We start from the raw sequence: 13370 nt of genomic DNA on the forward strand, positions 1-13370 counted from the left end.
CTGAACCGGGTGGCGGGTGGGACGACCGGAGCGGCAAGCCCTCGGCGGTCGCCCGGGCGTGCAGGCGGTGTCGTCATGGCGAGGGAGCGTGTCAGAAAAAGGTCGTGCACGAAGCGGCGTCTGTGGACAACCACACCAGATCGAGGTACCCGTCGTGAGATCGACCTTCAGTGGGTCGATCTCACGACGGATACCTCGATCTGGGCGCGCGGGCTACTCGTGCTGCCAGCTGTGCCAGAGCCTGGCGTAGTCGCCGCCGGCGGCGACGAGCTCGTCGTGCGGGCCGATCTCGGTGATGCGGCCGCCGTCGACGACGGCGACGCGGTCGGCGTCGTGCGCGGTGTGCAGGCGGTGCGCGATGGCGACCACCGTGCGGCCGGTGAGCACGGCGTTGAGCGACCGCTCCAGGTGCCGGGCGGCCCGCGGGTCGAGCAGCGACGTCGCCTCGTCGAGGACGAGCGTGTGCGGGTCGAGCAGCACGAGCCGCGCGAGCGCGACCTGCTGCGCCTGGGCGGGCGTGAGCGTGTGGCCTCCCGACCCGACCGCCGTCTCGAGGCCGTCGGGCAGCGCGGCCGCCCACGACGCGGCGTCGACCGCGCCGAGCGCGCCCCACAGGGCGTCGTCGGTGGCCGACGTGTCGGCCAGGCGCAGGTTCTCCGCCAGCGACCCGACGAACACGTGGTGCTCCTGGGTGACCAGCGCGACGTGGTGGCGCAGGTCCTCCAGCGGCAGCTCGACGAGCGGCACGTCGCCCACGGTGACCGAGCCGCCGGTGGGCGGGTGGATGCCCGCGAGCATGCGGCCCAGCGTGGACTTGCCCGCGCCGGAGGGTCCGACGACGGCCAGCCGTTCGCCCGGCGCGAGGTCCAGGTCGATGCCGTGCAGCACGTCGTGGCCCTCGCGGTACGCGTACCGCACCGACCGGGCGCGGACGTCCTCCGACGACGGCACGGCGGTGCCGGCGGTCCGGTCCGGGCCGACCAGCCCGACGCCGACGACACGCGCCAGCGCGACGGCCGCGACCTGCAGCTCGTCGAGCCAGAACACCAGGTCGAACACCGGGCCGCCCATCTGGTGGCCGTACATCGCGATGGTCGCGACGGTGCCCACGGTGGTGAGGTCCTGCGACACGAGCCAGCCGCCCCAGAGGATGACGACGATCGGCGCGATCGCGACCGCCGCGTCCAGGGCCGGGATGAGCCGCAGGCGCAGGCCCAGGGTGTACGACTCGGCGTCGAACGCCTCGCGCAGGTCGCGGTCGATGCGGCGGCGGATGCGGGCGCCGAGGTGCAGGGCGTCGGTGGTGCGGGCGCCCTCGACGGACTCGGTGATGGAGCCGTTGATCGCGGCGTAGGCCGCCGACTCGCGCAGGTAGCCCGGCGTCGCGCGCCGGAGGTACCAGCGCGTGGCCACGACGATCAGCGGGACGCCGGTGAGCAGCCCGACCGCCACGAGCGGGCTCGCGAGGAACGACGCGACCAGCGTGAGCACGATCGTCACGACGCACACGAGCACGCGCGGCACGCCGAACCGCACGGCGTGCTGCAGCTTGTTGACGTCGTTGGTGGTGCGCGCGACGAGGTCGCCGGTGCCGGCCTTCTCCACCGTCGACAGCGGCAGCCGGGTCACGGCGTCCATGAACTCCTCGCGCAGGTCGGCGAAGACCCGCTCGCCGAAGACCATCGACAGGCGCTGCGCGTACCGCGTGATGACGGCCTGCGCGACGACGGCGCCGACGAGCACCATCGCGAGCGAGTCGACGGCGGAGAGCGTGGTGCCGTCGGCGACCAGGTCGATGATCCGCCCCAGCAGGAACGGGCCCGCCAGGCCGGCCAGCGCGGCAAGGGTGTGCAGCACCGCGACGCCGCCGAGCTGGCCGCGGTGGCGGCGGAACAGGCGGCCCACCGTGCGGTTGACCTCGGCGCGGTCGGCGATCGGCAGCAGGTTCGGGTTGGTGGTGCTGCTCGTCGTGCTGCTCATCGTGCCGCTCCTTCCAGGTCGGTGTCGGTCAGCTCGTCGGTCTCGTCGTCGGTGTCCTCCGCCATGCTCCGGCCGACGACGGCGCGGTACGCCGCGCCGTGGGCGTCGCGGCGGGCGAGCAGCTCGGCGTGCGTGCCGCTGGCCGCGACCGTGGCGTCGTCGTCGAGCAGCACGACCTCGTCGAGGTGGTCGAGCACGAGCGGGCTCGCCGTGACGACGAGCGTGGTGCGGCCGCGGCGGACCTGCGCCACCCGCTCCGCGATCCGCGCCTCGGTGTGGGCGTCCACCGCGCTGGTGGGCTCCACGAGGACGAGGATCTCCGGCTCGGTGAGCAGGGCCCGCGCGAGCGCCACGCGCTGCCGCTGGCCGCCCGACAGGGAGCGGCCCTTCTCGGGCAGCTCGCCGGCGAGGCCGCCGGGCACGCTGTCGAGCACGTCGTGCGCGTCGGCGGTGACCATCGCGGCCAGCAGGTCGGCCTCGGTGGCGCGGCCGCGCGCGTCGAGCGCCTCACCGAGCACGCCCGAGAACAGGTGCGGCGTCGCCTCGGAGACGACGACGCGGTGGCGCAGCGCCTCCTTGTCGAGGTCGGCCAGCGGCACGCCGCCGAGCCGGACCGGCGTGCCGGCCTCGGCCTCGTCGTCGAGCCGCCCGAGCCGCGTCGCGACGCGCGCCGAGGCATCCGGGTCCGCGCTGACGAGACCCAGGACGCGGCCCTCGCGCAGCACCAGGCCGCTCGCCTCGTCGGCGAGCTCGACGCCGGGGGGCGGCGCGTCCGTGGGCGTCGCGGTCGACGGCGTCGCCTCGGTGACCCGCAGCACGTCGAGGATCTTGCGCGAGGAGATGACGGCGCGGATGACCATCTGCAGCATCTGCGTGGCCATCTGCACGGGCCAGGCGAGGAACGCGGCGTAGCCGTAGAACGTCACGAGCTGGCCGCTCGTGATCTCGCCCCGGACGGCGGCGCGGGCGCCGAGCCACAGCACGAGCGCGGCGAGGAGCCCGGGCAGCAGCACCTGCAGGCCGTCGAGCACCGACTGCAGCACGGCGACGCGCACGCCCTGGTGCCGGACCTCCTGCGACTGGCGGGCGTAGCGGGCGGCGAACTCGTCCTCGCCGCCGATGCCACGCAGGATGCGCAGGCCCGAGACGGTGTCCGCGCCGAGCGACGTCAGGCGGCCCGTGGCCTCGCGCTGCGTCGTCTGGCGCGACTGCAGCGGCTTGATCAGCAGGCCGAGGACGGCCGCCACCGCCGGGATGCCGAGAGCCAGCACGAGGCCGAGCTGCACGTGCTGCGACAGCATGATCACGACGACCACGACGTACGCGATCACGCCGCCGGTGAACCGGCCGGCCATGGAGAACATGTCGCCCACGCGCAGGGCGTCGTTCGCGACGGCGGAGACGACCTCGCCGGTGGGCAGCTTGCGCGTGATCGCGTGCCCCGCGCGCGAGGCCTTGTAGCCCACGAGCTGGGAGAACGACAGCGACGCCCGCACCCAGTTCTCGACGTCCCAGATGTGGTTGAAGATGCCGGCGACGACGATCATGGCGGCGGCGCCGAGCATCGCGCCGCACCAGGCGAACAGGGGGCCGCCGAAGCCCTGAGACAGGCCCTCGTCGATGGCGCGACCGATGAGCAGCGGGGCCGCGGCCGACGCCAGCATCGCCACCACGCCCGCCACCAGCGACTTCGCGAGCACGTCGCGCTGACGCCACCCCTGCCAGGCCAGCAGCCGGGCGGGGGACTTCAGGGGAGGGTTGCCCACGTCGGGCAAGGGAAGAGGTCGCACGAGGATCCAGCCTACGAACGCCCGCCGACACCGGGCCACGGATTAACCGCATCGTTTCGCGCCTACGATGCTGGGGTGAGCACGCCGCAGCAGACCCCCGCCCCGCAGCCCTCGCCGTCGCCCGCCGGCGGCGCCAGCCAGGCCCAGGCCGAGGCCGCCATCCGCAAGGCTCGCGGCGCCCTCAAGCGCTACCGGTTCATGGCGATCCTCACCGGTGTGATGCTGCTGATCCTGTGCGTCGAGCTGTTCTTCAAGTACGTGGTGCCGGTCGAGGTCGTCATCGACTACCTGGGTTGGGTGCCGTTCGCGCACGGCTGGATCTACGTGGTCTACCTCGTCACGGTGCTCGACCTGTGGTCCAAGATGCGCTGGGGCTTCGGCCGCCTCGCCACCATGGTGTTCGCCGGCGTCGTGCCGGTGATGTCGTTCGTCCTCGAGAAGCGCGTGCACGCCGACGCCGACGCCAAGCTCGCGGCGCTCGAGGAGCGGTACGCGGCATGACGTCGCTCGCCCCCCTCGTCGCACCCGGCCCGGAGCTCGACGCCGCGCGCCTCGCCCGGTACGCCCGGCACCTGCCGCTGCCCGGCGTCGGGCCGGAGGGGCAGCGCCGGCTCGCCGCCGCGCGCGTGCTCGTCGTGGGGGCGGGGGGCCTCGGCAGCCCGGCCCTGCAGTACCTCGCGGCCGCCGGGGTGGGCACGCTCGGCGTCGTGGACGACGACGTCGTCGACCTCTCCAACCTGCAGCGCCAGGTGGTGCACGGCACGGCCGACCTCGGCCGGCCCAAGGTCGAGTCGGCGCGCGACCGGCTCGCCGACCTCGCGCCCGACGTCGAGGTCGTGACCCACCCCGTGCGGCTCACCCCCGAGAACGTGCTGGAGATCGTGGGCGGGTACGACGTCGTGCTCGACGGGGCTGACAACTTCCCGACCCGCTACCTCGTCTCCGACGCGGCCGAGATCCTCGGCGTGCCCGTCGTGTGGGGCGCCATCCACCAGTTCGACGGCCAGGTCGCCGTCTTCTGGGGAGCGCCGGTGCTGGACGACGGCGCCCGCGAGCGCGGCGTCACCTACCGCGACGTCTTCCCGGTGCCCCCGCCGCCGGGCACCGTGCCCGACTGCGCCACCGGCGGCGTGCTCGGCGCCCTGTGCGGCACCGTCGGCTCGGTCATGGCGACCGAGACGGTCAAGCTGATCACCGGCGCGGGCACCACGCTGCTCGGCCGCATCGCCGTCTACGACGCGCTCGAGCTCTCGTGGCGCCAGCTCGCCGTCCGCCCCGACCCCACGCGCGAGCCCGTCGCCGAGCTGCTCGCCGACGACGCCGCGTACGCCGCGTTCTGCGGCCTGCCCGCCCCGGTCGGCGGCACGGCGGACGCCGGCACGGGCACGACGGGCGGTGGGCTCGGCCCCGCCAGCATGAGCGCCGTCGACGCCGCGGCACTGCTCGCCGGCGACGCGCCCGTGGCGCTCGTCGACGTCCGCGAGGACTGGGAGGTGCAGGCGCTGCCGGTCGCCGGCGCGACGGTGTCGCCGAGCGGCGGCTTCCTCGGCGGGGGAGACGGCGCCGCGGCGGCGATCTCCGCGCTGCCTGCCGACCGCCCGGTGCTCCTCGTCTGCGCCGCCGGCGCCCGCTCGGCCCGCGTGGCCGACGTCGCGCGCGCCGCCGGCGTCGACGCCCGCTCCGTCGAGGGCGGCGCCCCCGCCCTGCTCCTCGCCATCTGACCGCGAGGTGGTACCGGACCTGCCGAGGTAGTACGAGGACCCGCGAGGTAGTACCCGACCCGCCGAGGTAGTACGAGCCTCGTCGAGGTGGCGGTCCGTGAGTACTACCTCGGCAGGTCCGGTACCACCTCGGCGTCAGAGGGCGAGGTCGAGGCGGCCGTCGGGGGAGGAGCTGGCCAGCGCGCCCTCGCGGCGCGGGATGCGGCCGGCCCCGGCGGCGAGGCGGCCGGACTCGACGGCGAGGCGCATGGCGTGCGCCATGCGGACCGGGTCGGCGGCACGGGTGACGGCGGTCGCGAGCAGCACGCCGTCGCAGCCGAGCTCCATCGCGAGGGCGGCGTCGGACGCCGTGCCCACCCCGGCGTCGAGGACGACGGGCACGCGCGCGGCGCTCGCGATCGCCTCGATGTTGCGCGGGTTGAGCACGCCCAGGCCGGTGCCGATGGGGGCGCCGAGCGGCATGACGGCGGCGCACCCGACGTCCTCCAGCCGGCGCGCGAGGATCGGGTCGTCGTTCGTGTACGGCAGGACGACGAACCCGTCGCGCACGAGCCGGTCGGCCGCCTCGACGAGGCCGATCGGGTCGGGCAGCAGGGTGACGTCGTCGGCGACGACCTCGAGCTTGACCCAGTCGGTGCCGCACGCCTCGCGCGCGAGCTGGGCGGTGAGCACGGCCTCGGCGACCGAGAAGCAGCCCGCCGTGTTGGGCAGGGCGCGGATGCCGAGCCGCTCCAGCAGCCCCCAGATGCCGCCGTCCTCGGCGCCCGCGCCGCCCGGGCGCACCGCGACGCGGCGCATCGCCACCGTGGTGAGCCCGGTGCCCGACGCGACCAGCGCGTCCTCGAGCGTCATGAGGTTCGACGCGCCGCCCGTGCCCATGACGAGGCGCGAGCCGATCTCCGTGCCGGCGACCACGAGGGGGTCGACGAGAGGGTGCGCGAGCGGGCGGGACGTGGCCGCGGCGTGCGTGCTGGTCATGCTTCCTCCGTGCTTCCTGGTCAGGCTTCGTGGTCAGCCGCCCTGGACGGCGGTGACGATCTCGACCCGGTCGCCGGGCGAGATCCGGGTACCGGCCCACAGGCCGCGGGGGACGACGGCGTCGTTCACGGCGACGGCGATGCCCTGGACGGACCCGTCGGCGACGAACGCGGGCACGAGGGCCGCGACGACGGCCTCGACGCCGTCGCCGTGCGGCCCGTCGAGCGGGTAGGCCTCGCCGTTCACGACGGCGGTGCGGGTGGCGGGGGTGGCGGTCATCGGGCGGCTCCTTCGGGGAGAGGGTCGGCGGGCGCGAAGCGGCGCGGGTCCGCGGCGGACAGCGCCGGGTCGGGGGGAGGCGCTCCGGTCAGCTCGGCCACGACCGCGTCGGCGGTGAGCGGGGCGAGCAGCACCCCGTTGCGTCCGTGCCCGACGGCGGCGAGCAGGCCGGGGACGCCGGTGGCGCCGACGAGCGGCAGGTTGTCGGGGGTGGCCGGGCGGGCGCGCGGCGTGACGTCGACCAGCGCGGCCTCGTCGATGCCGGGCACGAGCGCGCGGGCGTCGCGCAGCAGCGCGAACACGCCGCCTGCCTCGGCGCGGCGGTCGTCGGGGCGCTCCTCGCTGGTGGCGCCGACGACGATCTCCCGGTGCCCTGGCCCGGTGCCGGTGCCGGTGCCGGTGCCGGGGCCCGCGCCCGTGCCCGGGCCCCGTGGCACGACGTACACCGGCCGCCCCTGCACCGTGCCGCGCACCACGTGCTCCAGCGCCAGCTCCGGGCCGGCGTCCAGGCGCAGCGTCACGCCCTTGACCGGCCGCACCGGGACGCGCAGGTCGGGGACGCCGTCGAGCAGGGCCGCCGTCGCGTCCGCGCCGGTCGCGAGGACGACCGCGCCCGCGGCGTGGCGCGCGCCCCCGTCGTCGTGCACCGCGACGACGCGGCCCGCGCCGTCGCGCTCGAGCCGCACCGCCGTGCGGCGCACGAGGGCGCCGCCGAGCGCCTGGACGAGCGCCGCGTGCGCCCCCCGCGGGTCCACGGCGAGGTCGCCCTCGACGACGGCCGCCCCGGCGAGCCGCGGCCCGAGGTACGGCTCGCGCCGCCGCGCGGCGGCCACCGAGACCTCGGCGGAGGCGAGACCCCACTCCCGGTGCAGCGCCAGGACCCGGCGCAGCAGCGCGAGGTCGTCGGCGTCGTACGCGACGGCGAGCGACCCGGCGCGCAGCAGGGGGACGTCGCGCCCGGTCGCCGCGGCCAGGCGGGCGGCGAAGTCGGGCCAGCGGGCCGCCGACGCGACGTTGAGGCGGGCGAGCTCCCGCTCGCCGAAGTCGGACTCGCTGACGGCCGCGAGCATCCCCGCCGCGGCGCGGGTGGCGCCCTCGCCGGGCGACGGGTCGAGCACGGTGACGGACAGCCCGCTCGCGGCGGCGCGCCAGGCGACGGCGAGGCCGACGATCCCGCCGCCCACGACGACGACATCGGACGGGGTGCCGGACGGGCTGCTGGGCGTGGGCATGTGCGCTCCCTTCGCTGGCATGACCCAGATCAGGTTCGACGGTCGGCTCCTACGCCCTCTCAGCCCCGAGCGGGGCTCCCGTGCGCGGCCACTGTAACCCGGGCCGTGGTTACCCTGACCGGCGTGACCACGACCGCGCCCGACCACGGTGCCGCCCCGGAGACCGCTCCCGACGCGACCCGCGCCCGCCTCGCCGACGCCCGCCTGTACCTGTGCACCGACGCCCGCGAGGAGCGCGGCGACCTGGAGGACTTCCTGCACGGGGCGCTCGCGGGCGGCGTCGACGTCGTGCAGCTGCGGGACAAGACGCTCGACGTCGCGCGCGAGCTCGAGCTGCAGGAGGTGGTCGCCCGCGTCGCCGCGGAGCACGGCGCGCTCTGGGCGGTGAACGACCGGGCCGACGTCGCGCAGCTCACCGGGACGCCCGTGGTGCACATGGGGCAGCGCGACCTCCCGGTGCCCGCCGTGCGGTCGCTGCTCGGGCCGGCTCCGGTGCTGGGCCGGTCCACGCACTCCGCGGACCAGGCCGCCGCGGCGGAGGCCGACCCGGACGTCGACTACTTCTGCGTCGGCCCCCTGTGGGCCACGCCCACCAAGCCCGGCCGCGCGGCCGTCGGGCTCGACCTGCTGCGCGAGGTCGCCGCCACCCGCCCGGCGACGCCGTGGTTCGCCATCGGCGGCGTCGCCGCGGAGCGCCTCGACGCCGTGCTCGACGCCGGAGCGTCGCGCGTCGTCGTCGTACGGGCGATCACGCAGGCGCCGGACGCCGAGCGGGCCGCGCGAGAGCTGCGGGAGCGGCTGGGCTGACGGTCCGGGCCGGACCGCCGCGCGAGGTGACCTACCCCACCGCGTGACCCGTGGGACAGGCCCGGGAGCGGTACCGTCCGGCGGCTACGATGGCTCGGTGACGTCTCCCGCCACCGACACCCCCACCACCGCCGACCTGGCGCCCACGCCGCGTCCGGTCCTCGTCGTCGACTTCGGCGCCCAGTACGCGCAGCTCATCGCGCGCCGCGTGCGCGAGGCCCGCGTCTACTCCGAGATCGTGCCGCACACGTTCACCACCGAGCAGATGCTCGCCAAGAACCCGGCGGCCATCATCCTGTCGGGCGGCCCGTCGTCGGTGTACGCCACCGGCGCGCCGTTCGTGGACCCGGCGCTGTTCGAGGCCGGCGTGCCGGTGCTCGGCATCTGCTACGGCTTCCAGGCGATGGCGCAGGCGCTGGGCGGCACCGTCGCGCAGACGGGGCAGCGGGAGTACGGCGGCACCGAGGTCGAGGTGTGCGAGTCCGGCGTGCTGCTGGCGGGCACCCCCGACCACCAGACCACCTGGATGAGCCACGGCGACTCCGTGCACGCCGCGCCCGAGGGCTTCGCGGTGCTCGCGACGTCGTCCGGCTCGCCCGTCGCCGCGTTCGAGGACACCGGCCGCCGGCTGTACGGCGTGCAGTGGCACCCCGAGGTCAAGCACTCCGCGCACGGCCAGGCCGTGCTGGAGAAGTTCCTCTACGAGGGCGCGGGGCTCGCCCCCGACTGGACCGCGGGCAACGTCATCGCCGACCAGGTCGCCGCGATCCGCGCGCAGGTCGGCGACGCGCGCGTCATCTGCGCCCTGTCCGGCGGCGTGGACTCCGCCGTCGCCGCCGCGCTGGTGCAGCGCGCCGTCGGCGACCAGCTCACCTGCGTGCACGTGGACCACGGCCTGCTGCGCGAGGGCGAGGTCGAGCAGATCGAGCGCGACTTCGTCGCGTCCACGGGCGTGAAGCTCATCATCCGCGACGAGAAGGAGCGGTTCCTCACCGCCCTCGCGGGCGTGAGCGACCCGGAGACGAAGCGCAAGATCATCGGCCGCGAGTTCATCCGCGTCTTCGAGGACGCCCAGCGCGACATCGTCGCCGAGGCAGGCGCCCACGGCGAAGAGGTCAAGTTCCTCGTGCAGGGCACGCTCTACCCGGACGTCGTCGAGTCCGGCGGCGGCGAGGGCGCGGCCAACATCAAGAGCCACCACAACGTGGGCGGCCTGCCCGACGACCTGCAGTTCGAGCTGGTCGAGCCGCTGCGGACGCTGTTCAAGGACGAGGTCCGCGCCGTCGGCCGCGAGCTCGGCGTGCCGGAGGAGATCGTCTCCCGCCAGCCCTTCCCGGGCCCGGGCCTCGGCATCCGCATCGTCGGCGAGGTGACGGCGGAGCGCCTCGAGACGCTGCGCCAGGCGGACGCCATCGCGCGCGCCGAGCTCACCAGGGCCGGCCTGGACGACGAGATCTGGCAGTGCCCCGTCGTGCTGCTGGCCGACGTCCGCTCTGTCGGCGTGCAGGGCGACGGCCGCACCTACGGCCACCCGATCGTGCTGCGCCCCGTGTCCTCCGAGGACGCCATGACGGCCGACTGGACGCGCCTGCCCTACGACGTGCTGTCCGTCATCTCCACCCGCATCACCAACGAGGTGAGCGAGGTCAACCGCGTGGTGCTCGACGTGACGAGCAAGCCGCCGGGCACGATCGAGTGGGAATGAGGGAGGCGGGCGTGGTGCGCGGCGGTGTCGTTCGTTCGAATGATTCGCTCGTGCCTCGCTCGGCTCTCACGAACGACACCGCCGCGCACCACGCCCGCAGGTAGCGGCGGGAGCTGTCTCCCGTCGGCGGATGTGTCAGGAGATGCGGAACGAGTTCGCCCGGTCGTTGAAGCTGCCGAGGTAGTCGTCCCGGTCGATGAACGCGGTGTGCGCCCCCGTCTTGTCGTTGCCGTTGTAGAGGCGCACGTCGCAGTGGTTGTACGTCTTGACGGACGTGATCTTGTTCGCCAGGGCGGTGCCGAGGTTGGCGCCGCCCTCGTTGTCGCCGGTGCCCGCGGTGCAGCCCTCCCGGTACTTCGGGTTGTAGACCACGACCTGGAAGCCGCCGTAGTCGATGTGCTGGTACAGCCGCGCGACGACGAGCCCGGTGCCGGGCTTCGCGTTCTTGCAGCCGAACGTGCCGTCGAGGACGGCACAGTAGTAGGTGGTGCGGGCCGCCTGGGCGGAGAGCTTGAGGTCCTCGACCATGACCGGCGTGTCGCTGGTCACCGCCTCGACCCGGACGGGCGCGGCGCCGTCGTCGGGCGCCGCCGTGGCGGCCGGGGCGGTCGTGCCCAGGGCCGCGATCGCCGCGAGCCCGCCCACGACGGCGGCGAGCCGTGCGCGGCGGGTGCGGGTGCGTGTCGTGATGGTCATCGTCGCTCCTCACGTCAGCCGGCGATCCCCTCGTCGCCGGTCATGGTGTGACGAGGGGTCCCACGGCGACGGTGATACGCCGAGGCACCGATCCGTCCGTGACCAGGCCCGACGGCGGCCGGTCGGTCAGCGCGTGATCGAGGCCGCCGCGCGGTACGCGGCGTCGACGTCGGCGAGCACGCGCGGCCATGACGTCGCGAGCTCGGCGGAGCGGTTGTGCGCGATGATCGCGTCGAGCAGGGCGGGGTCGTCGGCGAGGCGGACGAGGGCGCCGGCCATCGCCGCGTCGTCGTCCACGAGGAGGGCGTCCCGCCCGTCGACCAGGCGCTCCGCGACCCCCGACTGGGACCGGCTGACGATGGCGAGGCCGGCGGCCTGGGCCTCGAGTGCCGCGATGCCGAACGCGTCCTGCACCGCGGGGGCGACGAAGACGTCGGCGCGCACGTAGAGGCGCTTGAGCTCGGTCGGGGTGAGGCGGCCGACGAGCCGCACCGTGTCGGCCAGCCCGTGCTCGCGCACCCAGCGGCGGGCGTCGGCGAGCTGCGGGCCGTCGCCGCCGATGGTCGCGACCAGGCGCCCGGGGGCCTTCTCCACCGCGGCGGCGATCGCCTCCAGCATCGGCAGCACCCGCTTGCGGGGCGCGAACCGGGTGGCGGACACGACGTGCACCTCCCGGCCCTCCGCCCGTTCGCCCCGCTCGACGCGCGGCAGCCGCCAGGCGTCGACGTCGATGCCGTTGCCCAGCACCGACACGCGACCCGCCTCCGCGTCGGGTCCGAGCCGTCGCCCGACGACGCGGCGCAGGGGAGCCGCGGTCAGCTCGCTCACCGCGGACCACTGCACCGGCCACGCCGACCACCGGGTCGCGCGGTCGAGCGCGGCGAACGCGCGCTCCCAGCCGCCCCACACGCTGTGCACCGTGAGCAGCGCCGGCAGCCCGAGCCGGGTCACCGGGCGGAGCGCCAGCTCGACCGTCGGGGCGAGCACGCCCATGTGCAGGTGCACGGCGTCCGGGCGGTGCCCGTCGGCCTCGAGGTCGCGCAGCCGTGCCAGCACGTGCGCCGTCGAGCGCGGGTGGACGGGGAAGCCCCCCGGCACGCGGGCGGCGACGCGGTGCACGACGACGCCGTCGTCGTCGGTCAGCGTCGTCAGGCCGTGCTCACCGGGGGCAGCCGGCGTCGTGGTGATGACCTCGACGTCGTGCCCGGCCTCCGCCTGCCGGCGCGCGAGCCGGGCCACCTGGGTCTCGATGCCGCCGAGCAGCGGGAGGTAGGAGTCGGAGACGTGGACGATGCGCACCGGCTCATCCTGCCATCGGCAGCGGCGCGGCCACCTGCGGCTTCGCCGAGACGGGGGCGTGCGTTGGCGCTACCGTGCGAGGAGCGGGACCTCCGGCGCACGCGCCACGGCACACACCTGAGGAGAGGTGCGACATGTCGAGCACTGTCACCGTTCATCCGACCAAGGGCGTCCGCGGGATCGGGCTGATCACCGTCATCGCGGGCATCGTCATGATCGTGCTCGGCGTGGGGGTCTGGGTGGTCGTCTCCCAGACCCTCTCCGCCGAGGAGATCACCGTCTCCGACGACGCCAACATGTTCGCGGGCCAGCACGTCGCCGGGCCGTTCACCGCGTACGCGCAGGCGGAGGTGATCGACAAGCACGCCACCGAGATGGCCGACGGGAAGACCTACGCCCAGCTCGACCAGGAGGACCCCGTCCGCGACAGCGTGATGGACGCGTCCTTCCTCCGGGCGTCGCTGTTCACCTCGGTGGTGGCGTTCGGCGTCTGCGCCCTGGTCATCGGCCTGGGCATCGTCTTCATCCTGCTCGGCAGCGCGCTACGCAAGCTCGCCGGGGGGCCGCAGGTGGTGATCGACGCACCCTCGTTGACGTCCGAGGGCGGGCTGTCGCACGCCACGCACCGTGCCGACCCGGTCGAGCCCGACCGGTCGGCCCCGACGACGCCCGCCCCGCCGCCCGAGCGGCCGAGCACGCGCACGGCTCCCGAGGCGCCCTCCACCGGGACGTCGACGCCTCCCTCGACGCCGCCCTCGACGTCTCCGTCCGCGTCTCCCTCGACGCCGCCGGAGAACCCGCCGGCCGCGCCGCCGGCGGGCGGCAGCGGCTCGCCGTCGGCCTGAGCTCCGACCAGCACGACGACGCGGCGGTGACCCTCGGG

The 13370-nt window shown here is 75.3% G+C and carries 12 protein-coding genes and 1 riboswitch; of the genes, 5 read left to right on the top strand and 7 right to left on the bottom strand.

Translation table 11 applies throughout. The annotated features are described in order from the left end of the window. Positions 1-213 precede the first annotated feature (213 nt). Together ACFQ8T_RS16165 and ACFQ8T_RS16170 are read right to left on the bottom strand one after the other, a co-directional pair. Positions 214-1980, bottom strand: a complete 1767-nt coding sequence (locus tag ACFQ8T_RS16165) for an ABC transporter ATP-binding protein (RefSeq protein ID WP_430547499.1) — start codon at positions 1978-1980, stop codon at positions 214-216. Continuing rightward, positions 1977-3746 carry an ABC transporter ATP-binding protein gene (locus ACFQ8T_RS16170; RefSeq protein ID WP_430547500.1) on the bottom strand — a complete coding sequence of 590 codons (1770 nt, stop codon included), beginning with the start codon at positions 3744-3746 and terminating at the stop codon, positions 1977-1979. The genes ACFQ8T_RS16165 and ACFQ8T_RS16170 overlap by 4 nt, the downstream gene beginning before the upstream one ends. Before the next feature lie 99 nt (positions 3747-3845). On the opposite strand from ACFQ8T_RS16170, the gene ACFQ8T_RS16175 reads away from it, so the two are divergent. Together ACFQ8T_RS16175 and ACFQ8T_RS16180 are read left to right on the top strand one after the other, a co-directional pair. Further along, positions 3846-4271, top strand: a complete 426-nt coding sequence (locus tag ACFQ8T_RS16175; RefSeq protein WP_430547501.1) for a DUF3817 domain-containing protein — start codon at positions 3846-3848, stop codon at positions 4269-4271. Continuing rightward, complete coding sequence (locus ACFQ8T_RS16180; protein ID WP_430547502.1) at positions 4268-5491, top strand: ThiF family adenylyltransferase; 1224 nt, start codon at positions 4268-4270, stop codon at positions 5489-5491. Before ACFQ8T_RS16175 ends, ACFQ8T_RS16180 begins: the two co-directional genes overlap by 4 nt. Before the next feature lie 135 nt (positions 5492-5626). Here ACFQ8T_RS16180 and ACFQ8T_RS16185 read toward each other — a convergent pair whose 3' ends face one another. The 3 genes from ACFQ8T_RS16185 to ACFQ8T_RS16195 all read right to left on the bottom strand — a co-directional run bounded on the left by ACFQ8T_RS16185 (position 5627) and on the right by ACFQ8T_RS16195 (position 7980). Continuing rightward, positions 5627-6469 carry a thiazole synthase gene (locus ACFQ8T_RS16185; protein WP_429766139.1) on the bottom strand — a complete coding sequence of 281 codons (843 nt, stop codon included), beginning with the start codon at positions 6467-6469 and terminating at the stop codon, positions 5627-5629. Between the two features lie 33 nt (positions 6470-6502). Next, positions 6503-6748 carry a sulfur carrier protein ThiS gene (gene thiS, locus ACFQ8T_RS16190; protein ID WP_430547503.1) on the bottom strand — a complete coding sequence of 82 codons (246 nt, stop codon included), beginning with the start codon at positions 6746-6748 and terminating at the stop codon, positions 6503-6505. Further along, on the bottom strand, positions 6745-7980 hold the full coding sequence (locus ACFQ8T_RS16195; RefSeq protein WP_430547504.1) for an FAD-dependent oxidoreductase: 1236 nt from the start codon (positions 7978-7980) through the stop codon (positions 6745-6747). The genes thiS and ACFQ8T_RS16195 overlap by 4 nt, the downstream gene beginning before the upstream one ends. Beyond that, positions 7970-8072: riboswitch (TPP riboswitch) on the bottom strand. (Overlaps the previous gene by 11 nt.) Positions 8073-8103: 31 nt before the next feature. Between ACFQ8T_RS16195 and thiE the strand changes: the two genes are divergently transcribed. Continuing rightward, positions 8104-8787, top strand: a complete 684-nt coding sequence (thiE, locus tag ACFQ8T_RS16200) for a thiamine phosphate synthase (protein ID WP_430547505.1) — start codon at positions 8104-8106, stop codon at positions 8785-8787. Positions 8788-8884: 97 nt separating this feature from the next. After that, complete coding sequence (gene guaA, locus ACFQ8T_RS16205) at positions 8885-10492, top strand: glutamine-hydrolyzing GMP synthase (protein WP_430547506.1); 1608 nt, start codon at positions 8885-8887, stop codon at positions 10490-10492. Between the two features lie 135 nt (positions 10493-10627). On the opposite strand, the gene ACFQ8T_RS16210 is transcribed toward guaA, so the two are convergent. Next, on the bottom strand, positions 10628-11188 hold the full coding sequence (locus ACFQ8T_RS16210) for a hypothetical protein (RefSeq protein WP_430547507.1): 561 nt from the start codon (positions 11186-11188) through the stop codon (positions 10628-10630). A 126-nt stretch (positions 11189-11314) separates the two neighbouring features. Then, positions 11315-12487 carry a glycosyltransferase family 4 protein gene (locus tag ACFQ8T_RS16215; RefSeq protein ID WP_430547508.1) on the bottom strand — a complete coding sequence of 391 codons (1173 nt, stop codon included), beginning with the start codon at positions 12485-12487 and terminating at the stop codon, positions 11315-11317. A gap of 134 nt (positions 12488-12621) precedes the next feature. On the opposite strand from ACFQ8T_RS16215, the gene ACFQ8T_RS16220 reads away from it, so the two are divergent. Next, positions 12622-13332 carry a hypothetical protein gene (locus tag ACFQ8T_RS16220; RefSeq protein ID WP_430547509.1) on the top strand — a complete coding sequence of 237 codons (711 nt, stop codon included), beginning with the start codon at positions 12622-12624 and terminating at the stop codon, positions 13330-13332. Positions 13333-13370: the final 38 nt, after the last annotated feature.

Origin of the sequence: Isoptericola sp. NPDC056618 (assembly GCF_042792715.1) — a bacterium.
GTDB classification, from domain to species: Bacteria; Actinomycetota; Actinomycetes; order Actinomycetales; family Cellulomonadaceae; genus Isoptericola; species Isoptericola nanjingensis.

Bases quoted from the DNA above. Each gene is read 5' to 3' on its own strand.
- ACFQ8T_RS16165 (WP_430547499.1), bottom strand. From the start codon at position 1,980: ATGAGCAGCACGACGAGCAGCACCACCAACCCGAACCTGCTGCCGATC.
- ACFQ8T_RS16180 (WP_430547502.1), top strand. From the start codon at position 4,268: ATGACGTCGCTCGCCCCCCTCGTCGCACCCGGCCCGGAGCTCGACGCC.
- ACFQ8T_RS16185 (WP_429766139.1), bottom strand. From the start codon at position 6,469: ATGACCAGCACGCACGCCGCGGCCACGTCCCGCCCGCTCGCGCACCCT.
- thiS (WP_430547503.1), bottom strand. From the start codon at position 6,748: ATGACCGCCACCCCCGCCACCCGCACCGCCGTCGTGAACGGCGAGGCC.
- ACFQ8T_RS16195 (WP_430547504.1), bottom strand. From the start codon at position 7,980: ATGCCCACGCCCAGCAGCCCGTCCGGCACCCCGTCCGATGTCGTCGTC.
- ACFQ8T_RS16210 (WP_430547507.1), bottom strand. From the start codon at position 11,188: ATGACCATCACGACACGCACCCGCACCCGCCGCGCACGGCTCGCCGCC.
- ACFQ8T_RS16220 (WP_430547509.1), top strand. From the start codon at position 12,622: ATGTCGAGCACTGTCACCGTTCATCCGACCAAGGGCGTCCGCGGGATC.